Genomic DNA, 20,682 nt, shown 5'->3' on the forward strand with positions numbered 1-20,682 from the left:
GGTCTGCGCGCGGTGCGAAGTTTGCGGGCGGTGCTAGCTGGAGGTCGGCAATGGTCTCGGCGGTCAGGCGGTGCCATCGGTTCAGGTTTCGGGCGGGCGACTCACAGAGCAGGATCGTGCCGTGATGGGTTGCGAGGTCGGTCAAGCGCGCCCAGAACGCCGCATCGGCGGGAGGGCCTGGTTCTTCGGCGGAGTTGTCCCACGGTGACTGCTTGATGCGGACCGGGAACAGGCCGAGGCTGGTGGCAGAGGCTACGGCGCGTTCGCAGGCGAGGTGGGTGCCGACGTACATGTACTGGTCGTAGCCGATGTGGACCTCGAAGCGGCCCTCGGCTTCGAGTCGGCACCAGGCGCCGTTGTCTCGCAGCATTGCGCGGACGAGTTCGACTGCGGTGCTGATCGGTACGACCGCGCCGTCGTGGTAGTCGCTGAGGTCGGGTGCGAACAGGCCGGCCAAGCCGTGTCCTTCGATGGGAACCTCGAGGCCGAAGTTCACGAACCCGGCGACTTCGGGTTCGCGGATGCTGAGTTCGGTGATCCCGCTGTCCTCGGCGAAGGCTGCGACTGCCGCGAGATAGGCGGCCTCCTTCGGGCCGTGGTCACTCCGCTCGTCCTCGGGACCGACGTACCGGCCTTGCTCGTTCCAGTCGATGGGGTCGTACTTCGTCACTTTGTAGACGTAGGGCAGCGGCACGAGCTGATGATGTCAGGGTGCGGCGCCGATGGAGAGTTGGTTTTACGAGCCGGCCGCTTGGCTGTTGATGGGCGCGGCGAGGGTGAAATGGCGGACCTGGCCTGGCGGTTTGGCGGCGCAGGTCATCTGGCCGTCGACGGTGACCATCTCGGCTCGGACCTCGACGGTGATGGTTCGGCTGTGGATCGGGGCGTGAGGTGGGGCGGAGTCACCTCGGGCGGGATCACCTGAGGCTGAATCACCTGCTGGGGTGGTGGAGTCGTTCGGGGCTGAGTCACGGGTCGAGAGCGTTACTGACCAGTGGTTTGGCGTTGGTTGGGTGATTACTAGGGGGTGCAGGGCGTTGATGGCCAGGGAATGGCCGGTCGTTCGGGCGAAGTGTTGGGCGGCTTGGACCGGGGGTGGGTGAGCGCCGGAGCCTCGGTAGTACGTGGGGGTGATGGTGCCTTGGTTGTAGGACTCGGCGAGGGGGACGGCTTGGTCGGCGGGGACGTGGCCGTAGAAGAGGCTGTGGGGTAGAAAGACCAGGTTGGCGGCGAAGCGGTCGCCACCGATGTGGCTGCATTCCCAGGTTCGATCGGGGTAGGCGGCGGTGAGAGCTGCGGCGGCCGGGCGGCCGCGGACGGCGCAGCAGGCGTCGTGGCGGCCGTGGGTGCAGACGAGGTAGATCGGGTCGGTCGTCAGGGTGCCGGGGTCTTTGCCGGAGAGGACGGCTAGGAGGTGTTCGTCGGTGGGGAGTTCGCCGGTGCGGATGGACTCGTGGCCTGGACGTGAGTCGACTAGGAACCAACGGCGGGGTGTGTCGGCGGGTGACCGCCCGTGGCGGCGGATGAGTACCGGTCGACAGCGGAGTTGGGCGCAGAGTTGGGCGATCTCTGTGGGGAGAGTGTCGGCGGCGGTGGAGGGTGCGGCTTGCGCGGCGGGGCGGGAGGGGTCGGCTTGCGGGGTGTGGGTGGCTGAGGTGGAGGAGCCGAGGTCGGCTGGCGGCGTGGGGGCCGCGGGGGTGGGGTGGTTGAGGGCGGCTTGCGGCGTACTGGGGTTGGGAGTGGAGCGGTGAAGGGCGGTTAGGGCGATGCGGGGCCAGGGGGTGTTGGCTTCTATGAGGAGCCAGCGTTCGGCGGGTGGGGCTGAGGCGAAGAGGGGGTCGCCGCGGTTGTCGGCGGAGGCGGCGCAGCCGGTTTCGGGGCGGTAGCGGGGTGGGGGGACGAAGTTCGAGTCCGACCGCGGAGGGGCGGTCGGACTCGGAGGTGGTGCGGAGGCGACTGGGTCGCCTGGGGGTTGGGTCATGCAGGGCTCGCGACGAGCACGGCTTCTGTCATGAGGCGGCGGGTGAGGACCAGTTGGTCCTCCGGGGGAAGGTCGGGGAGGTCGCCGACCGCGAACGGCGTACCGGTGAGGGCTGCTGCCAGGGCGGTGGCTGTCTCGGGTGGGAAGGTGATGGTGCGGTCGGGGAGGTGCAGGCGGACCGGGGTGCCAGTGGAGGCTGGGGTGGGTTCGGCGGGGGCGGCGCCTGGGACCAGGTGGTAGTTCAGGCCTGGGCGGCGGCGGAGCGTCGTACCGATGGCCAGGTCGGCTATTGCCTGAGCGTGGGCCAGGGGCGGGAGGGGGGCCGGGCGGTTGCCGGACCAGGTGCGGCGGCGGAGGCGGTCGGCCAGGTCGTCGGGGGTGACGGTGTGGAGGTGGTCGGCGAAGAGGGCTACGACCTTCTCCAGTTCGGGGGCTAGCTGGGCGGGATCGCCTGGGTTGAAGCCCAGCGGCAAGGCTGTGCGGAGGTCTACCTCGTTGGCGGCCAGTGCGGCTAACTCCTGGATGAGGAGGTAGCGGGTCATGGTGTGGAGGCCAATGGTGAGGTGAGCGCTCACGCCGCCCAGGGCCTTGGCTGAGTGGAGGAAACCTCGGGGGACGTAGAGGGCGTCGCCTGGGTGCAGTACGGCGTCTACTACCGGCTGCTGCTCGCGGGCTGCTTCGGCTACGGCCTTGGAGTGGTCGGTCCAGGGCTGGTTGCGGAGCGGGTCGAGGTGGACCGGCTCGTGGACGGTCCAGTGCTTCTCGCCGGCTACGTGTAGGACGAAGACGTCGTGCACGTCGTAGTGGGCCGAGAAGCCTTGGGACTCGGCCGGAGTGATGTACGCGTTGATCTGCACCGGATGGCCTGCTTCGGAGGCCAGCTGCGTGGAGAAGTCGACCAGCGCGGGCCAGGTGCGGTGCAGGGCTTGCAGTACGACGGTGTGGCCGCTGGCGAACAGCGCGGCGACCTTGTCATCGCGGATCTGGTCGCCGATCTCGGCACCTACCCCGCCGGAGCCGGTGAACTGGCTGTCGCCGACCACCGAGCCGTTCTTGGCGATGCGCAGGAACGGCGTACGGAGTCCTCGGCGGGACAGCAGTTCGTCGACGGCAGCGAGGCTGAACAGGTCAGCGAAACCTGCCGGGGCTGGCTGCTCGCCTGCCGAGCCGGCCTGGTCGGGCGCTACGCCTGACGCCCGCTCCCCAGCTACGAGGTCCGCGTCGGGCTCGCCAGCCGCGAGGTCCGCGTCGGGCTCACCCGCGGGTCGGCCCGATGCCGCGCCCGGCCTAGCCGACTGCGCGCTCGATGCGAGGTCCGCTGCTGGGGAGAGCAGGGCTCGGCGGCCCCAGTAGTTGGTGGCGAACTCCTCAGGATCTCCGGCGACGCAGCGCCGGAGAGCCGGGCGGCCGTCCGGCAGCGGCCCGGTCTCCGGCACCACGCTCACCTACTTCCGGAGTCGCCGGCACCGCCGTCCGCGCCGCCGTCGGTCGCGTTCGGATCGGCTCCGCCGTCCATCGGACCCTCGCCGCTGCCGGCACCACTGTCGGCTCCTCCGTCGGCGCCGCCGTCGCTGACACCTGGCGAGGCACCACCGTCCGCAGGCCCTTCCGTACCGGCACCGCCGTCGGCGCCGCCGTCACTCGTTCCCGGTGACGCGCCGCCGTCCGCGGGGCCCTCCGCGCCGCCGTCGGCACCACCATCGGTCGCACCTGGCGTTGCCCCGCCGTCAGCCGGTCCTTCGGCGTCGCCGTAACCTCCGCCGCCACCTGCACCACCGTCGGCGCCGCCGTCGGTCGCGCCGGGCGTTGCTCCGCCGTCGGCCGGGCCTTCAGCCCCGCCGTAGCCGCCACCGCCGCCTGCGCCGCTGTCGGCACCGCCGTCCGCACCGCCGTCGTGCGCACCAGGGGTCGCGCCCCCGTCAGCCAGACCTTCACCGTCGCCGGACGAGGTGGTCATGTCGTCGTCGTTCAGACCCATGATGCTGCTCCTTTCGAGGGACTTGCGGTGCCCACCCTGTGCGCAAAGTAGATCGGGACTAAACCCCAGGGCGGATCACAAGCTCCCGTCAGTTGTACGGCGATCGGCCGGACCGGCGGAAGGGCTCAGCCGAGCAGGTCCCACCAGACCTTGAGGAACGCGTCGGTGATCGGCTCCGGGCGTACGGCGATGCGGAGCCAGTCGGGGCCGAGGCCGGGGAAGGTGTCGCCGCGGCGGACGGCGAAACCGCGCTCGCGGAGGTCCTGGCGGAGCTGGTCAGCGCCGTCGACGTGGACGAGGACGAAGGGGGCGCGGGGGACGCCGTACGCGCGGACTTGGGGGTGGGTGGGGAGCAGGTGGGTCGGCTCGGTGGGTGGGTTGGCACCGGCGGGCGAGATGGGAGCTGGGGTGTCGACGTGCGGAGCGGGGCCGCCGGGGTTCAGTGGGACGGTGGTTGAGGTGGCATCCGACGGGGTGGTTGCCCGGCCGGCGGAGTCCGGCAGTGTGGTGGCGGGGCCGGCGGCGGGGGCCGGCGAGGCGAGAGCGGGACCGTCGGCGTTCGGCGGGGTGGTGGACGGGCTTGCGGCGTACGGCGAGGTGAGCGCGGGGCCGGCGTACGGCCTGGTGGTGAGGCCGGTGAGCAGGTGGGTGCGTTGGGCGTCGAACGCCCGGGCCGCTTCGAGGGCCTCGGCGGTGGCTTGGGGGGTGCTGCAGGCGATGGCGGCGGCTAGGGCCGGAGTGGAGAGGGGCCAATGCGGCTGGACCGCGGCGAGTTGCTCGATGAGCTGGGGGGCCGCGACGACATAGCCGACGCGGAGGCCCGCGAGGCCCCAGGTCTTGGTGAGGCTGCGGATGACGATCAGGCCGGGGAGCTGGGCGCCGGCCAGGGAGTCCGGTTCGCCGGGGACGGCGTCCATGAAGGCTTCGTCGACGACGAGGATGCGTTCGGGGCGGGCGAGTTCGCGGAGGGTTTCGGCGGGGTGGAGGACCGACGTCGGGTTGGTCGGGTTGCCGATGACGACGAGGTCCGCGTCCGCGGGGACGGCCTGCGGGTCGAGCGTGAAGCCGTCCTCGGGGCGGAGGACAACGCGGTCGACGAGGTGGCCGGCGGAGCGGAGGGCCGACTCGGGCTCGGTGAACTGGGGGTGTACGACGACCGGGTGGCGCGGGCGGAAGGCGCGGGCGATCAGTACGAACGCCTCGGCGGCGCCCGCGGTGAGGAGGATCTGGCCGGGATCGCAGTGGTGGCGCGCGGCAACGGCGGCGGTCGCGGCGTCGGCTCGGGGGTAGGCGGCGAGGTCGGTCAGGCTGGCTGTGATCTCGTCGAGCAGCCAGGGCGGTGGCGTGCCGGCGCGGACGTTGACGGCGAGATCGACGAGCCCGTCGCCGACTTCGAGGTCTCCGTGATGGTCCAGGTCGAATCCGTCCACAGCCACGTGGAGGAGGCTAACCCGGCGCTTCGTCGTCCTTCCCGTCTGCCCACGGAGCGGTTTCGGTACGACGTTCGGTCGCCCGCGGGGTGGGGGGCTGATGCGGCACCATGGAGGTATGAGGATCGCCGTGGTGCAGGGGGCCAGTTCTGACGACAAGGCTGCCAATCGGGAGGCTGTGGTTCGGTGGGTGGCGGAGGCTGCGGCCGCGGGGCCGGAGTTGGTGGTGCTGCCGGAGGCGATGATGGCCGACTTCGCGGTCGAGGGCGGGTCGGTCGGGCCGTTGGCCGAGGCGTTGGACGGGGAGTTCGTCAGCACGCTGCGCAAGTGCGCGCTCGAGCACGGGACGGCGATCGTGGCCGGGATGTTCGAGCGGAGCTGCGACGAGCGGCGGCCGTACAACACGTTGCTCGCCGTCGGCGCGGACGGGGAACTGCTCGGGGCTTACCGGAAGATCCACCTGTACGACGCCTTCGGGTACAAGGAGTCGGACCAGTTGACGCCGGGCGACGTGGCGCCGGTGGTGGTGAAGGTCGGGGACCGGAAGTTCGGGTTGATGACGTGTTACGACCTGCGGTTCCCGGAGTTGTCGCGGGCGTTGGTGGATGCGGGAGCTGACGTGCTCGTCGTACCGGCTGCGTGGGTGCGCGGGCCGTTGAAGGAGCACCACTGGACGACGCTGCTGACTGCGCGGGCGATCGAGAACACGGTGTACGTGGCGTCGGCGGCGCAGAACGGGCGGAAGTACTCGGGGTTGAGCCAGGTGATCGACCCGCAGGGAGTGGCGATTGCGGCGGTTGGTGAGGCGGACGGGTTTGCCGTGGCGGAGATCGCGGGTGAGCGGTTGGCGGAGGTGCGGAAGCGGAATCCTTCGCTGGCGAATCGGCGGTTCACGGTGTCGCCGCGCTGATGGGTGCGTCTGGTACGGCGTACGACGTGGTGGTGCTGGCGGGTGGGGCGTCGCGGCGGTTCGGTGGCGTGGACAAGGCGACGCTTGTGCTGGAAGGGGTTTCGCTGCTCGATCGGGTGCTGGCGGCAACTGAATCGGCGGAGTCGACGGTGGTGGTCGGGCCGGAGCGGGCGACTGCTCGGGTGGTGAGGTGGACGCAGGAGGAGCCGCCGGCGGGTGGGCCGGTGGCGGGGGTTGCGGCGGGGTTGGGGTTTGGTACGGCGCCGGTGGTGGTGCTTTTGTCGTGTGATCTGCCGTGGTTGACGGCTGGTGATGTCGCGGGGCTGGTCGATGGGTTGGGTGGGTACGACGGGCACGGGTTGCGGGATCTTGGGGGCCGAGAGCAACCACTTGCGGCGGCGTACCGGCGGGATGCGCTGACGGCGGCGGTGGAGGCTGTTGGTGATCCGCGGGATCAGTCGGTGCGGAGGACGTTTGCTCCGCTGAAGATGCTGTGGAGTAAGCCGAGTCGGGCAGGTCGGGATGTTGACACGTGGGCCGATCTGGATGATCCGGAGACTGCTGCGCCGACGGAGTAGATGTGCTTGAGGAGGGCGGGGATGTGGCCGGGAAGGTCGCACGGGGTTGAGGTCGCGGCGGCCAGAGAAAAGCTATAGCCCTCGAAGCCGGAGAGGGCGGACGCGGCCTGGGGTAGCGGGGCCGGTTAATCGGTCGCTGAGTTGCTTGGCCGCGTCCTACGGTGGCGCGATGGATCATGACGTCGCGGGGATGATCGGCACGGCCTTGCCTGGGTGGGAGATCGCGACGGTCCTGCCGCGGTCGGGTGGGCAGTTGTCGAGTGTGTTCGAGGTTCGGAGCACCGGTGGCGCGGCGGTGGTCGTCAAGGTTTACGAGCCGGAGTGGGCTTGGAAGCAGGCGAAAGAGGTTTACGTGTACGGGCTGCTGGCGCCCCGGGTCGGGGAGTTGGTGCCTTCCGTCGTTCATGTGGAGCCGGCGGGTGAGCGGTTCGCGTTCACGGTGTTGTCGAAGGTGGATGGGGTGCCGTTGTCGGAGCTCAGCGGCGCGGACTACGGGACCGTCTACGAGCAGGCAGGCGAGTTGCTCGAGCGGATTCACCGGATCGCTCAGCCGGCGTACGGGTATCTGACTGATCGGGTGCTGGAGCCGTTGCCGACCAATGAGCAGTACATGGCGCGGCAGTTCGCGAAGAAGCTGCAGGAGTTCGGGGAGCTTGGGGGTGATGTCGAGCTGCACCAGCGGATGACGGCGTACGTCGAAGAGCACCCGGTGGCGGCTACAGAGCCAGTTCTGTGTCACAACGACTTTCACGAGGGGAACCTGCTCGTCGACCCCGAGACCTGGCGGTTGAACGGGATCGTCGACGTGGAGAACGCGATCGCCGCGGATCCGCTGCTCGATCTCGCGAAGGCGCAGTACTACTCGATCAAGGACGACCAGGCGAAGCTCGACGGACTGCTCAAGGGGTACGGCGAACTGCCGGCCGACTGGGAGGAGCGGACCACGACGTACCGGCTCTTCCATGCACTCGAGCTATGGGACTGGTTCACGGTGATAGGCCTGACCCATCCGCTCGACTCGATCGCGCACGACATCGCCGAGATCCTCGGCACACGCGGCGTCGCGGGCTGAGTGGACGCAGTACGGTGGCGAGTATGCGAGCTGTCGTGTGTGAAGGAGCCGGTGGTGTCGAGGTCCTGACGATCGGTCAGATCGAGGACCCCACGCCGAACGTCGACGAGGTCGTGATCGAGGTCGTCGCGGCCGGGGTGAACCGGGCCGACCTGCTGCAGCGGCAAGGGCACTACCCGCCACCGCCCGGTGCGCCCGGGACGATCGGGCTCGAGGTGTCCGGCCGGATCAGTGCCGTCGGTGAGCAGGTCGAGGGCTGGTCGGTCGGTGACGAGTGCTGCGCGCTGCTGGCCGGGGGTGGGTACGCCGAGAAGGTCGTCGTCCCGGCGCCGCAGGTGATGCCGGTGCCGGACGGCCTCGACCTGGTCAGCGCCGCCGCGTTGCCCGAGGTCGTCGCAACCGTTTGGTCGAACGTCTTCATGACGGCGCACCTCAAGGACGGCGAGACGCTGCTCGTGCACGGTGGCGCGTCCGGGATCGGCACGATGGCGATCCAGCTCGGCGTCGCGCACGGCGCGCGGGTGCTGTGCACGGTCGGCAGCGCGGACAAGATGGAGTTCTGCACCCGGCTCGGCGCGGACGTCGCGATCAACTACAAGGAAGCCGAGTGGGCCTCGGTGGTCCGGGAGGCGACCGGCAAAGCCGGCGCCGACGTGATCCTCGACATCATCGGCGCGAAGTACCTGACCGACAACGTGAAGTCGCTCGCCTTCGACGGCCGGATCGTCGTGATCGGCATGCAGGGCGGCGTGAAGGGCGAGCTGGACCTGGGCCGGCTGATGGCCAAGCGCGGTTCGATCACCGCCACGGGGCTGCGCAGCCGGTCGGTCGAGGACAAGGGCCGGATCCTGGCCGAGGTGGTCGGGCACGTCTGGCCGCTGGTCGAGGCGAAGAAGGTCCGTCCGATCGTGCACGCGACGTACCCGCTGGAGCAGGTCGCCGCGGCGCACGAGGAGCTCGAGCAGTCGACGCAGAGCGGCAAGATCCTTCTCACGCTCTGACCTTCGTCGGTACGCCGGGGCTCACGTCGGCGTGTTGGCGGCGAGCCACTCCGGGTCGGGGGCGACCAGCTGGATGACGTCCAGCCAGGTGCCCTCGGGGTCGCGGACGTAGAAGTGCCGCTGGCCCCACGGTTCGGTGACGAGCTCGGTGGCCAGTTCGACGCCGCCCTCGACCAGGCGGGCGGCGAACTTGTCGACGTCGTCGACGACGAAGCCGAACACGTTCGAGCTCTCGGTGGTGGCCGAGACGGCGGCCGGGACCGATGCGTGGCCGCGCTCGGAGATGGCCAGCTCCCACGACGCGTCGCCGCGGCGCAGGCAGATGAACCAGCCCAGATCGATGGTGACCTCCAGATCGAAGTACTCCGCGTAGAAGGCGGCGACCTTCGCGGGGTGGGCGGTGACGACGGTGGCGCCGAAGGCGGCGGGTTGCATACGCGCTCCTAGTACTACAGCTGTTGTGGTTGAGTACGACAGTTGTAGTGGACACCTGCTAATCTTGTCAACGTGCCCCGCAATCCGGAACGCCGTGCCCAGCTCGCCGACGCGGGCCTCGCCGTCCTGGCCGACGCCGGCGCCCGCGGCCTCACCCACCGCGCGGTCGACGCCGCAGCAGGCCTGCCGGCCGGTACGGCGTCCAACTACTTCCGTACGCGGGACGCCCTGCTCGGAGCGCTCGGCGAGCGGATCTTCGAGCGCCTCGCGCCCACCGACGACCGGCTGCGACCGTTGGCTGCGCGCGAGCCGTCGGTCGACCTGGTCGTCGACTACGTGCGGTACATCGTCGAGCGACTCCTCGAGCGACCCGAACTGCCGCTCGCGCTGTTCGAGCTCCGGCTCGAAGCCGCGCGACGGCCGGAGCTGCACGAGATCCTGACCCGGACGCTGCGGCAGGGATTCGACGCGGACGTCTCGTTCCACGTGAACGCCGGACTGCCGGGCGGGGCGGAGGAGGTTCGCCTGCTGCACTTCGCGATCGACGGGCTGGTGCTCGACCGGCTGACGCCGGGAGTCGGCCATCCGTACGACGTCGACGCGACCGTGGAGCAACTGGTGCGCAGATTGACCCGTGAGACCTAGCCAGATCCATTCGTAACACGGATCGAGCCCCGATTGTCGTTGCCAAGGGCTACCGTCGGAGATGTGACTGGGGAACAGCGGCGCGGAGCGCACGTGCTGGACGCGGTGCTCGACGTGATCGCCGAGCGTGGCCTCGAGGCCGCGACGATGCGGACCGTCGCGGCGGCGGCCGGGATCTCGCTCGCACAGGTGCAGTACTACTTCCGCAGCAAGGACGAGCTGGTCGCGTCGGCTTTCCGGCACGTCAGCGAGCGGCTCGACGAGAAGCTGGCGACGATCGATCTGGCCGGTCCACCCCGCAAGGTGTTGCGCCAGGCGCTCGAGCTCCGGCTGCCGCTGGACGAAGAGCGCGCGCGGGACGCGCGGGTCTGGCTGGCCTTCAGCGCGGCGTCGGTGACCTCACCGATGCTCGCGGGGATCGCCGCGACCACCGACGCCGAGCTGCGGGTCGCGTTCGCGCGCCTGCTCGACACGGCCATCGCGGACGGCGACCTGCCCGAGATGACGGACACCGAGACCGAGGCGGGCCTGCTGCTCGCCGTACTGGACGGTCTGGTGATCCAGGGCCTCACGCTGCCGGCCGAGGAGCGCTACACCTACCTGAACCAGTCGCTGAATGCCCACCTGGGCAGGCTTTTCGGCTAGTCAGTTGCCGTTGACATCGATCGTCTTGACGTCCCACCGGCCGCACAGGCAGCGGCGGTAGACGACGAATCCTTCGCTGACGCGATGCGACGATCGCACCTGCCAGCGGTGCTGATGTGTGGTGGTCATGGATCCATCGTGCTGTAATGGCATTGTGCATCTCAACCCTTACGGCGCCGACGCCGTCCTGCTGGCCGTCAACCTGGTCACCAACCCGGCCTCGACACCGGCCGAACTGGCGGCGCGTTGCGAGGAGAGCGGGGTCGACCGCAGCCATCTGCGCGACGGGCAGGTCACCGAGGACGACGTCGTCGCCGTCCGGATCGTGCTGGACGAGTGGCTCGCGGTCGTCGACGCGTCCGACGAGCAGAAGCGCGTCGACCTGGTCAACGAGATGCTCGCGAAGTACACCGAGCACCCGCGGCTGACCAACCACGCGGGCACCGGGTGGCACATGCACTACCGGCCGTTCGAGGTACCGGTCGGGCGGCTGGTCGCGACGCTGATCAGCACCGGTACGGCGCTGCACCTGGCCGGCCGCGGGATCTCCCGGCTGGGCCGGTGCGCGATGGACGGCTGCGAGAACGTGTACGCCGATCTGTCGCGCGGCGGGAAGCAGCGGTACTGCAGTCCGGCCTGCTCCAACCGCGACGCCGTACGCCGGCACCGCGCGCGCACCGCCTGAGGCGGGAAGAAACGGCGCTCGCGCGCAGGGGCGCACGCGGAGGAGCGGAGGACGCCGCGCGGCCCACGGGCACACCGTGGGTGCTCACCCACAGACCCCACGCCGGGGTGCTCTTAGGATGGGGAGATGAGCGAGGAGAGCAACGAGGGCCAGGAAGTCCCGATGGCGGGGGCGCGGACCGAGGACGGCAAGGTCCTGATCGTCGGGCCGGACGGGATGGCCGTCGAGGGACCGCCGCGTGACGAGGACGACGACGCGACCGACGGACCACGCTCGGTGACCGAGCTGGTCGAGCAGCCGGCCAAGGTGATGCGGGTCGGGAACATGATCCGCCAGCTGCTCGAAGAGGTGAAGGCGGCTCCGCTCGACGAGGCGTCGCGGCAGCGGCTGAAGGCGATCCACGAGGCCTCGATCAAGGAGCTGGAAAGCGGTCTGGCGCCGGAGCTGGTCGAGGAGCTCGAGCGGTTGAGCCTCGACTTCACCGACGACAGCACCCCGACCGAGGCCGAGCTGCGGATCGCGCAGGCCCAGCTGGTCGGCTGGCTGGAGGGCCTGTTCCACGGCATCCAGACGGCGCTGTTCGCCCAGCAGATGGCGGCCCGCCAGCAGCTCGAGCAGATGCGCCGCGCCCTCCCGGGCGGCCAGCAGCTCCCCGAGGGCGGCCCGTTCCCCGGCGGCCCCCAGGCCAACGGCAACACCGACGGCCCCGGCAGCGGCGGGATGTACCTGTAGTTCCTAGAGGTTGAACAACTCGGCGAGGACGGTGGCGACACCGTCCTCGTCGTTCGTCGGGCAGACGTGGTCGACGACGGCGAGCACCTCGGGGTGCGCGTTGCCCACGCCGTACGACGTACCGGCCCAGCTGAGCATCGGCAGATCGTTCACAGAGTCCCCGAAGGCGATCGTCTCGGCGGCCGAGATCCCTTGCTCCCCGGCGAAATCGGCCAGCATCGCGGCCTTCGAGACGCCGCTCGCGGCGATCTCCACCAGGCCGGTGCCGCCACTGTGACTGGCCGCCACTCGTTCGCCGACGATCGGCGCGACGCGGGCCAGCAGTTCGTCCGAGTGCAGGCTGCGATGCCGGACCAGCAGCTTGGCGGCCGGTTCGGCGAGCAGCTCGTCGAGCGCGGCGATCAACGTGTCGTCCGGCTTCGGCCAGCGGTTCAGGTAGTGCGGTTCCTGTCCGTAGCGGTCCGGTCGCTCGATGGCGAACTCGACCTCCGGTACGGCGGTCCGGATCGCCTGCGCGATCTCCAGCGCGACCGCCGGGTCGATCAGCCGGGTGCGAATCGCCTTCCGCTGTGCGACGTCGTACAGAATGGCGCCGTTGGCAACAATCGCTACACCGTGCGCGCCGACCAGGTCGGACAGGTCGTGCAGCCAGCGCGGCGGCCGGGCGGTGACCATCACGAAGACGGCACCGGCCTCCTGGATCGCGAGCACGGTCGCTCGGGTGAACGGGGAGATGGTGGAGTCACTGTGGACCAGCGTGCCGTCCAGATCGGTGGCCACCAGGCGGGGTGTTCTGCGCATCGACACCTCCCTACCGTAACGGTCTGTGGGCAGACCTTTCGGCCCTTTCGGGAAAGTCCCCTTACTCCCTCGAACAGTCATCGCGCAACCATCTGGAGACCGTTTTCCGTGCAATCTGATTGATGGTTGAACAACGTCACCAGACCGTTACGGCAGGATGCTGCAAAGGCAGCAAGTTCCCCTGCGCTGCACGGTTTGCGCATGATTTCATGCGGTGGCTGGCGGGGAACCAGGGGCGGTTCGCACGCGTCGTACGCCTTGTTCCGGATCATCACATCCGGTCCGACCCACGCCGGAAGAACGTCGAGGAACTGGTGCGGAATTGGGTGCAACCAAATCCGGATCGGTGGCGTCAACAGTTATGGATCGGTGCGCCTAGCGCCGGACCAACAGGGGTGGGTCGGCAACGAGCGTCGGTCCATCAGCTAGTGGGCTCGGGTGTTCGAACAGACTTCATCGTTCGTTCACCGGGTCCTGGAACTTGGGGAGCCACGATGACTGTCAACACCGCCAACCCACCGGGGGCCAGGTCCGCCCGCGCGGCTGTCGACACATCTTCCATCATGGAAGGGGCCATGACCGGCTGTATCGCACGATCTGACATTTTCCAGCACCGCCTGATGGAGGAGCCGCCGCCCGCGTCGGCGACCCGTCGGACCAGGGAGCGGTACGAGCAACTGGTCCGGGAGGCCAAGAAGGTCTGCGCTTCCTGCCCGCTGTTCACCGACTGCCTGTTCAGCGCGGTGGCCGAGCACGACGTCAGCGGCTTCGTCGCCGGAACCACTGCAGTACAACGTCGTTCAATGCGCAACCTGTTGGACGTCGAGGTCCAGGCCGACGACTTCGACCAGCTCGCCGGGGCCCGCGGGACCCGCCGGCCGGTCAGCCACGAAGAGGTCCTCCGGCTGCGCACCCAGTACCCCAACGACAGCCTCGAGTCGCTCGCGATGCGGCTCGGATGCTCGCTGTCGACCGTGAAACGCCACCTGCGCAGGGCTCGCCGTGGTCAGAGCCCCGCCGCCAAGGCACCGCGGGCCCGTCCGGAGGTGAGCGCCGTCCTGGACGCGTTCGACGCCGTGGTGGACCAGCCCTGCCCCGCACCGCGCACCGGCACCACCCGCGTCGCCTGATCCGATACTCGGCCCGCCAGCGGTCTATCGGTCACAGCAAAGGCCCGGAACCCTGCACCAGCAGGGATTCCGGGCCTTTTGTTGCCTTGATGAACTATTGAGTCCAACCGCAAAGGCTCGACTCAGAACCAGCGGTTGAGTACGGCGGCCACCCCGTCGTCCTGGACCGACTTGGTCACCTCGTCGGCCGCGGCCTTCACCTCGTCCGGCGCCGCCCCCATCGCGATGCCGAGTCCGGCGAAGGTCAGCATCTCGATGTCGTTGCGCCCGTCACCGATCGCGACCAGCCCGGACGGGTCGAGACCGAGCTGCGCCAGCGCGACCTTCAGCCCGGTGCTCTTGTCGACGCCCTCGGGCGCGATGTCCAGCCACGCGGTCCAGCCGACGAAGTAGCTGACCCCGTGCAGGCCGAGCCGTTCGGCCAGCTCGACGAAGTCCGCCTCGGAGGCCTCCGGGTCGCGGATGATCAACCGGGTGACCGGCTCCGGCGCCAGCTCGGCGTCGGAGACCACCCGGATCGCGTCACCGCCGAGATCGCCGTCCGGAAACGGCGCGGTCACCCGGTACCCGCCGTCGTGCTCCTCGACCGCCATCCGCGCGTTCGGCGCGTGCTCGCGGACCGACGCGATCACCGTCGCCGGGTCGAACGTGCGCTCGTCGACGAGCTCGCCGGCCGGGTAGCTGAGCGTGCGGGCACCGTTGCTCACGACAACGAATCCGGACTGCAGGCCGAGCAGCTCGGCGACCGGGACGGTCGACTGCCAGGACCGGCCGGTGGCCAGGATGATCGGCACCTGCGCGGCGGCCCGGCGGACCGCGTCGACCACGGCGGTGGAGATCCGCTCGTCGTGGTCGACCAGGGTGCCGTCGATGTCGAGAGCGACGGCCTGGGGCCGCCGGCCGTCCGCCGTCGTCATCCGCGGACCGGTTCGAGGACCTCGCGGCCGCCGACGTACGGGCGTAGCGCCACCGGGACCCGGACCGAGCCGTCGGGCAGCTGGTGCGTCTCCAGGATCGCGACGATCCACCGGGTGGTGGCCAGCGTGCCGTTCAGCGTCGCGACGTGACGCGTCTTGCCGTCGGCGTCGCGGTGCCGGATGTTCAGCCGGCGGGCCTGGTAGTCGGTCGTGTTCGAGGTGGAGGTGAGCTCGCGGTAGGCCCCCTGGGTCGGCACCCACGCCTCGCAGTCGAACTTCCGGTACGCCGAAGCGCCCAGGTCGCCCGTCGCGGTGTCGATCACCCGGTAGGCCAGCTCCATCTTGTCGAGCATCTCCTTCTCCCAGCCCAGCAGCCGCTGGTGCTCCGCCTCGGCCTCCTCGAGGCTGCAGTAGGAGAACATCTCGACCTTGTCGAACTGGTGGACGCGGATGATCCCGCGGGTGTCCTTCCCGTACGAGCCGGCTTCGCGGCGGTAGCAGGACGACCACCCGGCGTACCGCACCGGGCCGTTGGACAGGTCCACGATCTCGTCCATGTGGTACCCGGCCAGCGCCACCTCCGACGTCCCGACCAGATAGAGCTCGGGCTCCTCCAGGCGGTACACGTCGTCGTGGGCGTTCAGGTACCCGGTGCCGTCCATCACCTCGGGCTTGACCAGCGTCGGGGTGATCATCGGGGTGAAGCCGTACTCCACCGCCTGGTTGATGGCGAGCTGGAGCATGCCGAGCTGGAGCTGGGCGGCGACGCCCTTGAGGAAGTAGAACCGGGCGCCGGACACCTTCGCGCCGCGCTCCATGTCGATCGCGCCGAGCAGCTCGCCGAGCTCCAGGTGGTCGCGCGGCTCGAAGCCCTCGGCGGCGAAGTCGCGCGGCTTGCCGATCTCCTCGAGCACCACGAAGTCGTCCTCACCACCGACCGGGGCCTGGTCGGAGACCAGGTTCGGCAGGGCGCGGGACAGCAGGTCGAAGCGCTTCTCGGCCTCGTTCGCGGTCGCCTCGTGGGCCTTCACCTCGGCGGCCAGCGCCTTGGTGCGCTCCAGCAGCGCGGTCCGCTCGTCGCCCTTGGCCTGCGCGACCTGCTTGCCGAGGCCCTTCTGCTCCGCCCGCAGCGACTCGAAGGCCGCGATCGACGATCGGCGCTCGGAGTCGGCCACCAGGATCTCGTCGACCTTGGCCGGATTCTCACCGCGCTTGGTCAGCGCCGCACGGACGACATCGGGGTTCTCACGGAGCACTTTGGCATCGATCACACGCTCAGGTTATCGGGGCGTGTCAGATGCGCGGAATTTTATTCGGGATGATGAGCTTGCATCAGCCGGACGGTCAGGTTTCTCGAGGGGGTGGCGGGCGGGCGATGAACCACCATCCACCCAGTCATCTCGGCCGTGCCGTCACGGTCGTGCTGGGTGCGCTGCCGTTCACCGTGGTGACGCTGCTGGTCTTCGGCGACTGGCCGCCGCTGCGCCGGTGGGACGAGTCCGTGGCCGCGCGCGTCGCGTCGTACGGCGCCTCCCGGCCGGGCTGGGTGGACCTGTGGCAGGTGATGGGCGCGGTGGTCCTGCCCTGGACCATGCGCGGCGTCCTGCTCGGAGTCGCGATCTACCTGTGGCACCGCCGGGCCCGCCTGCTGACGGTCTGGCTGATCGTCAGCGCCGGCGCCGAACTGGGCCTGGTCCAGGCCGTGAAGCACATCTTCGACCGTGAGCGGCCGGCCGCGATGCTGGTCGAGAACGACGGCTGGTCGTACGTCTCGACGCACGCGACGGCCGCCTTCGTGATGGCCGGCGCGCTCGGCGTCGTCCTGCCCTCGGTCCGCGGCTGGCGGCGCCGGTTCCGGACGCTGGTGCTGCTGCCGACCATCGGCGTCGTGCTACTCACGTCGGCGGACCGGATCTTCCTGAACGTGCACTACCTGTCCGACGTGCTGGGCGGCTGGGCGCTCGGCCTGGCCGTGCTGACCGCGACGTCGATCGGGTTCGGCCTGCGGCCGGGGCTGCGCCGCCGGCGCCGTCGTACGCCGGCCGACTTGGCCAGAGCGACGCCGCCGCGGGCCGCCGTGATCGTGAACCCGATCAAGGTCGGGGACGGCGTGGCGTTCCGCCGGAAGGTGTCCCGGGCGCTGGCCGTCCGCGGGTTCGACGACCCGCTGTGGCTGGAGACCCGCGAGGACGACGCCGGCAACGCGATGGCCAAGCGCGCGATCGAGAACGAGTCCGACCTGGTCCTGGTGGCCGGCGGCGACGGGACGGTCCGTGTGGTCACCGCCGCGCTGGCCGGTACGGCGATCCCAGTGGGCGTGATCCCGGCCGGTACTGGGAACCTGCTGGCCCGCAACCTGCACATCCCGCTCGACCTGGACGACGCTCTGGAGCGGATCCTGGACGGCCGGGAGCGGCGGATCGACCTGGTCAAGGTGCGCGGCGACGGGCTGGACACCGATCACTTCGCGGTGATGGCCGGCCTCGGGCTGGACGCCGCGATCATCACCGGGGCACCCCCGATCCTCAAGGCGCAGATCGGCTGGACGGCGTACCTGGTGTCGGCGGCCAAGAACATCAACCACCCGTCGGTGAAGGTCCGGATCGCGCTCGACGACGACGAGCCGGTCGAGCGCCGGGTCCGGACCGTGGTGATCGGCAACGTCGGGATGCTGCAGGCCAACATCCCGCTGCTGCCGGACGCGCGGCCCGACGACGGGCTGATCGACGTCGTGGTGATCGCGCCGCGGCGGGTGACGCAGTGGCCGCTGGTGTTCTGGCGGGTGATGACCCGGACCAAGCGGACCGAGATGTACCTCGAGCGGTTCACCGCGCGGAAGGTGGAGATCACGGCCGCGGTGGAGGTTCAGCGGCAGCTCGACGGGGACGGGATCGGCGCGGGGCGGTTCCTGTGCGCCGAGGTGGAACCGGGGGCGCTCGTGGTGCGGGTGCCGAAGCGGCGCTGAGGCGTACGGGCGGCGCGGTGGTCGGTACGGCGTACGGGCTAGTCGTGCTCCGGCGCGGCCGGTGCGGCGGCCTGCTTGCGGAGGGTCTCGAGGGCTTCCTCTTCCTCCGGGGACAGCTTGGCCTCGCTCTGGAACGCCTTGATCTCCTTGGCGTACGAACGGGCGTCGTTGCGGCTGTTGATCGAGGTCAGAACCACGCCGTCGCCGTTGTCGTCGAGCAGGGCCACCGACCAGGACATCCGGCCGCCCATGTCGCCGAAGGCGTCGTACCGGACGATCGCCAGGTGCTGCAGCGAGAGCTTCAGACCGGCCTGGGTCTGGTCGAGCTGCCGGCCGAGGGCGTGCAGCTGGGCGCCGACCGTGCCCGGCTTGGGCTCCGGCCGCGGGGGCAGCTCGGTCTTCGGCGGCGCCACGGGCGGCACTTCCTTGGCCGCGGCGGTTTGACCCCGCAACGCCTGGACGGCGAACACCAGGGCGAGCACCGCCACGAAGAGTGCGGCGATCCCGAAACCACCGGCTAACGTCGAAGACACGGTCCGCAGCCTAACGGTTGTGTGGTTTGTCAGGTGCTCTGCGTGGCGGACCTGGACTCGAATCGGCGGATCAGGCGGCGGCGACGTAGATTCGCGGGGTGACCCATCTGCCTGACTCTGGACCTTTGCCCGGCGTGCACGACCTCGGGTACGCCCGCCTCGACACCGACCGCCTGGAGCGCACCGGCGACGCCGAGGTGGTCTACGGCGCCGGAAAGACGCCTGTTCAGATCGTCGAGCTGCTCCGCACGCTGCACTCGACCCACGGCGGCCGTGCCGCCCTCGCGACCCGGCTGTCGCCGGAGGCGCAGGAGCTGGTCGCCGTCGAACTGCCGGAGGCGGTCGTCGACCCGGTCGGCCGTACGGCGGTGCTCGGGACGGTGCCCGCGCCGAGCGGGACCGTCGCCGTGGTGTCGGCCGGTACGTCGGACGCGCCGGTCGCCGCTGAGGCCGCGACGACGGCCGGCGTCTTCGGCGCGGGCGTCGAGTTGATCACCGACGTGGGTGTCGCCGGGCTGCACCGGGTGCTCGGGGTGCGTGAGCGGCTGGCCGCGGCGGACTGTCTGATCGTGGTCGCCGGGATGGAGGGCGCGCTGCCGAGTGTCGTCGGCGGACTGACGGGGGTGCCGCTGGTCGCCGTACCGACTTCTGTCGGGTACGGCGCTTCGTTCGGTGGGGTCGCGGCACTGCTCGGGATGCTGAACTCGTGTGCGCCGGGGGTGACCGTGGTGAACATCGACAACGGCTTCGGGGCCGGGGTGTTCGCGGCGCGGGTCGCCCGGCGCGCGGCGCCGATCGAGGTGAAGGAGCAGTGAGAGTCGCCTGGATCGACTGCTCCGCCGGCGCCTCCGGCGACATGCTCCTCGGCGCGTTTCTGGACGCCGGCGCCGACGTCGCGCTGGTGAACGCGGCGGTCGCCGCGGTCGACCGCTCGCTGTCGGTGCGCGTGGAGAAGACGCTGCGCCACCAGATCGCCGCCACCAAGGCGTCGGTCTACGTGAACGAGGAACCCCACCCGGAGAACGACCCGAACGCGGCCTACGCGGAGATCGCGCCGACCACTGATGCGGCGGAGCGCGGTGAGGCAGGAGCCGAGGGTGTGGGCGAAGCCGGCGCGGCGCCTGGCGGAGCCGGCGAGCCCGGGGTTGCCCACGGCGAAGCCGTAGGGCTCGGGGCGGCCGCGGCTTCCTCCTCCCTCCCCACCGATGCGGGGCACGGGCATGGGCATGACGACGCCGGGCACGGGCATGGGCACGGGCATGAAGGTGGTGCTACTCGGAGTTGGGCTGAGGTTCGGGGGGTGATCGAGGGGGCTGGGCTCGACGCCGCTGTGCGGGACCGGGCGCTCGACACCTTTGCTCGGTTGGCCCGGGCTGAGGGGTCGGCTCATGGGGTGGATCCGGACGACGTGCACTTTCACGAGGTCGGGGCGCTGGACGCGATTGCCGACATCGTGGGGGTGGCAGCCGCCTCGGTTTCGCTCGAGCTGGATCGGATCGTGGTGTCGACGGTCGCGCTCGGAGGCGGGCGGCAGGTGCGCGGGCAGCACGGTGGGATTCCGATTCCGGGGCCGGCGGTGCTGCACCTCCTGCGCGAGGCGGAGGCGCCGGTGGTCGGCGGCACCGCGCCGTACGAGATGACGACGCCCACCGGTGCCGCGCTGCTCGCGACGCTGGCCGACGAGTTCGGGCTGATGCCACCGCTGCGGATTCTGCAGACCGGTGTCGGCGCGGGCGGACGGGACCCGGTCGAGGTGCCGAACATCGTCCGCGTGGTGATCGGCGAGGCGACCGTGCAGCCGTCGACCGAGCTCGTCTACGAGACGAACGTCGACGACCTCGACCCGCGGATCTGGCCGCAGGTGCTCGCTCGCCTGCTGCAGGCGGGCGCGGCCGACGCGTGGCTGACCCCGATCCTGATGAAGAAAGGCCGTCCGGCGCACACCCTCTCGGTGCTCACCAGCAGCGCGAACGCCGAGGTGGTCCGCTCGGTGATCCTGACCGAGACGTCCGCGATCGGGCTGCGCGAGTTCCCGATCCGCAAGCACGCGGCGGACCGGGAGTTCGCGAGCGTCGAGGTGAGCGGCCAGCGGATCCACGTCAAGATCGCCCGGTACGGCGGGCAGGTGGTCAACGTGCAGCCGGAGTACGAGGACGTGGTCACCGCGGCCGCGGCGCTCGACAAGCCGGTCAAGTCGGTCCTCGCCCAGGCGATCGCCGCCGGCCACGACCTCTGGGGCTGAGC

Annotated in this window: 23 protein-coding genes and 1 pseudogene; 13 read left to right on the forward strand and 11 right to left on the reverse strand. The window is 70.2% G+C overall.

Going from position 1 to position 20,682, the window contains the following annotated elements; genetic code table 11:
* The coding region (locus ABD235_RS22785) for a hypothetical protein (protein WP_344177255.1) at window positions 1–694 on the reverse strand (694 nt) is incomplete at its 3' end.
* A gap of 28 nt (window positions 695–722) precedes the next feature.
* Between ABD235_RS22785 and ABD235_RS22790 the strand changes: the two genes are divergently transcribed.
* Entirely contained in the window at window positions 723–890 is a 168-nt protein-coding gene (locus ABD235_RS22790) for a hypothetical protein (protein ID WP_344177258.1), read from the forward strand.
* A gap of 233 nt (window positions 891–1,123) precedes the next feature.
* Here ABD235_RS22790 and ABD235_RS39925 read toward each other — a convergent pair.
* The 4 genes and pseudogenes from ABD235_RS39925 to cobC form a co-directional block, all read right to left on the reverse strand.
* Window positions 1,124–1,981, reverse strand: a pseudogene (locus ABD235_RS39925) (sucrase ferredoxin); the annotation flags it as partial.
* Window positions 1,978–3,426, reverse strand: a complete 1,449-nt coding sequence (locus ABD235_RS22795) for a cupin domain-containing protein (RefSeq protein WP_344177261.1) — start codon at window positions 3,424–3,426, stop codon at window positions 1,978–1,980. The pseudogene ABD235_RS39925 and the gene ABD235_RS22795, both read right to left, overlap by 4 nt.
* Complete coding sequence (locus ABD235_RS22800; protein ID WP_344177263.1) at window positions 3,423–3,959, reverse strand: BatC protein; 537 nt, start codon at window positions 3,957–3,959, stop codon at window positions 3,423–3,425. Before ABD235_RS22800 ends, ABD235_RS22795 begins: the two co-directional genes overlap by 4 nt.
* Before the next feature lie 125 nt (window positions 3,960–4,084).
* Window positions 4,085–5,395 (reverse strand): Rv2231c family histidinol phosphate aminotransferase CobC, encoded by a 1,311-nt coding sequence (gene cobC / locus ABD235_RS39930; RefSeq protein WP_425553159.1) that lies wholly within the window; start codon window positions 5,393–5,395, stop codon window positions 4,085–4,087.
* Window positions 5,396–5,507: 112 nt separating this feature from the next.
* Between cobC and ABD235_RS22815 the strand changes: the two genes are divergently transcribed.
* The 4 genes from ABD235_RS22815 to ABD235_RS22830 all read left to right on the forward strand — a co-directional run bounded on the left by ABD235_RS22815 (window position 5,508) and on the right by ABD235_RS22830 (window position 8,950).
* The gene (locus ABD235_RS22815; protein WP_344177266.1) at window positions 5,508–6,299 is read left to right on the forward strand and encodes a carbon-nitrogen hydrolase family protein; all 792 of its coding nucleotides are present in this window, start codon (window positions 5,508–5,510) and stop codon (window positions 6,297–6,299) included.
* Complete coding sequence (gene mobA / locus ABD235_RS22820; RefSeq protein ID WP_344177268.1) at window positions 6,299–6,877, forward strand: molybdenum cofactor guanylyltransferase; 579 nt, start codon at window positions 6,299–6,301, stop codon at window positions 6,875–6,877. The genes ABD235_RS22815 and mobA overlap by 1 nt, the downstream gene beginning before the upstream one ends.
* A gap of 169 nt (window positions 6,878–7,046) precedes the next feature.
* Complete coding sequence (locus tag ABD235_RS22825; protein WP_344177271.1) at window positions 7,047–7,949, forward strand: phosphotransferase family protein; 903 nt, start codon at window positions 7,047–7,049, stop codon at window positions 7,947–7,949.
* 23 nt (window positions 7,950–7,972) lie between these two features.
* Window positions 7,973–8,950, forward strand: coding sequence for an NAD(P)H-quinone oxidoreductase (locus ABD235_RS22830; RefSeq protein ID WP_344177273.1), 978 nt, complete (start codon window positions 7,973–7,975; stop codon window positions 8,948–8,950).
* 21 nt (window positions 8,951–8,971) lie between these two features.
* On the opposite strand, the gene ABD235_RS22835 is transcribed toward ABD235_RS22830, so the two are convergent.
* Window positions 8,972–9,385, reverse strand: coding sequence for a VOC family protein (locus ABD235_RS22835; RefSeq protein WP_344177275.1), 414 nt, complete (start codon window positions 9,383–9,385; stop codon window positions 8,972–8,974).
* A gap of 72 nt (window positions 9,386–9,457) precedes the next feature.
* On the opposite strand from ABD235_RS22835, the gene ABD235_RS22840 reads away from it, so the two are divergent.
* A complete protein-coding gene (locus ABD235_RS22840) occupies window positions 9,458–10,030 on the forward strand; it encodes a TetR/AcrR family transcriptional regulator (protein WP_344177277.1) in 573 nt (190 codons plus the stop codon).
* Between the two features lie 63 nt (window positions 10,031–10,093).
* Window positions 10,094–10,675, forward strand: a complete 582-nt coding sequence (locus ABD235_RS22845; protein ID WP_344177279.1) for a TetR/AcrR family transcriptional regulator — start codon at window positions 10,094–10,096, stop codon at window positions 10,673–10,675.
* On the opposite strand, the gene ABD235_RS22850 is transcribed toward ABD235_RS22845, so the two are convergent.
* The gene (locus ABD235_RS22850) at window positions 10,676–10,804 is read right to left on the reverse strand and encodes a hypothetical protein (protein ID WP_344177281.1); all 129 of its coding nucleotides are present in this window, start codon (window positions 10,802–10,804) and stop codon (window positions 10,676–10,678) included.
* A gap of 25 nt (window positions 10,805–10,829) precedes the next feature.
* On the opposite strand from ABD235_RS22850, the gene ABD235_RS22855 reads away from it, so the two are divergent.
* Together ABD235_RS22855 and ABD235_RS22860 are read left to right on the forward strand one after the other, a co-directional pair.
* The gene (locus ABD235_RS22855) at window positions 10,830–11,360 is read left to right on the forward strand and encodes a CGNR zinc finger domain-containing protein (RefSeq protein ID WP_344177283.1); all 531 of its coding nucleotides are present in this window, start codon (window positions 10,830–10,832) and stop codon (window positions 11,358–11,360) included.
* Window positions 11,361–11,486: 126 nt separating this feature from the next.
* Window positions 11,487–12,092 (forward strand): bacterial proteasome activator family protein, encoded by a 606-nt coding sequence (locus tag ABD235_RS22860; protein WP_344177285.1) that lies wholly within the window; start codon window positions 11,487–11,489, stop codon window positions 12,090–12,092.
* Window positions 12,093–12,095: 3 nt separating this feature from the next.
* On the opposite strand, the gene ABD235_RS22865 is transcribed toward ABD235_RS22860, so the two are convergent.
* Window positions 12,096–12,893, reverse strand: coding sequence for an HAD family hydrolase (locus tag ABD235_RS22865; protein ID WP_344177287.1), 798 nt, complete (start codon window positions 12,891–12,893; stop codon window positions 12,096–12,098).
* A gap of 620 nt (window positions 12,894–13,513) precedes the next feature.
* Here ABD235_RS22865 and ABD235_RS22870 point away from each other — a divergent pair.
* Window positions 13,514–14,023: a WhiB family transcriptional regulator gene (locus tag ABD235_RS22870; protein ID WP_344177289.1), complete on the forward strand. Its 510-nt coding sequence runs from the start codon at window positions 13,514–13,516 to the stop codon at window positions 14,021–14,023.
* A gap of 122 nt (window positions 14,024–14,145) precedes the next feature.
* Here the strand turns inward: ABD235_RS22870 and ABD235_RS22875 are convergent, their stop codons facing one another.
* Complete coding sequence (locus tag ABD235_RS22875) at window positions 14,146–14,940, reverse strand: HAD family hydrolase (RefSeq protein WP_344177292.1); 795 nt, start codon at window positions 14,938–14,940, stop codon at window positions 14,146–14,148.
* Window positions 14,937–16,211, reverse strand: coding sequence for a serine--tRNA ligase (gene serS / locus ABD235_RS22880; protein ID WP_344177294.1), 1,275 nt, complete (start codon window positions 16,209–16,211; stop codon window positions 14,937–14,939). The genes ABD235_RS22875 and serS overlap by 4 nt, the downstream gene beginning before the upstream one ends.
* Window positions 16,212–16,315: 104 nt before the next feature.
* Here serS and ABD235_RS22885 point away from each other — a divergent pair, with 104 nt between their 5' ends.
* Entirely contained in the window at window positions 16,316–17,905 is a 1,590-nt protein-coding gene (locus ABD235_RS22885; RefSeq protein WP_344177296.1) for a bifunctional phosphatase PAP2/diacylglycerol kinase family protein, read from the forward strand.
* Between the two features lie 38 nt (window positions 17,906–17,943).
* Here ABD235_RS22885 and ABD235_RS22890 read toward each other — a convergent pair whose 3' ends face one another.
* Complete coding sequence (locus ABD235_RS22890) at window positions 17,944–18,438, reverse strand: DUF4446 family protein (protein WP_344177298.1); 495 nt, start codon at window positions 18,436–18,438, stop codon at window positions 17,944–17,946.
* Between the two features lie 98 nt (window positions 18,439–18,536).
* Here ABD235_RS22890 and larB point away from each other — a divergent pair, with 98 nt between their 5' ends.
* Together larB and larC are read left to right on the forward strand one after the other, a co-directional pair.
* Window positions 18,537–19,253: a nickel pincer cofactor biosynthesis protein LarB gene (larB, locus tag ABD235_RS22895; protein WP_344177300.1), complete on the forward strand. Its 717-nt coding sequence runs from the start codon at window positions 18,537–18,539 to the stop codon at window positions 19,251–19,253.
* Window positions 19,250–20,680 (forward strand): nickel pincer cofactor biosynthesis protein LarC, encoded by a 1,431-nt coding sequence (gene larC, locus ABD235_RS22900; RefSeq protein ID WP_344177302.1) that lies wholly within the window; start codon window positions 19,250–19,252, stop codon window positions 20,678–20,680. The genes larB and larC overlap by 4 nt, the downstream gene beginning before the upstream one ends.
* Window positions 20,681–20,682 lie beyond the last annotated feature (2 nt).

The organism is Kribbella lupini (assembly GCF_039529595.1).
Lineage (GTDB): Bacteria > Actinomycetota > Actinomycetes > Propionibacteriales > Kribbellaceae > Kribbella > Kribbella lupini.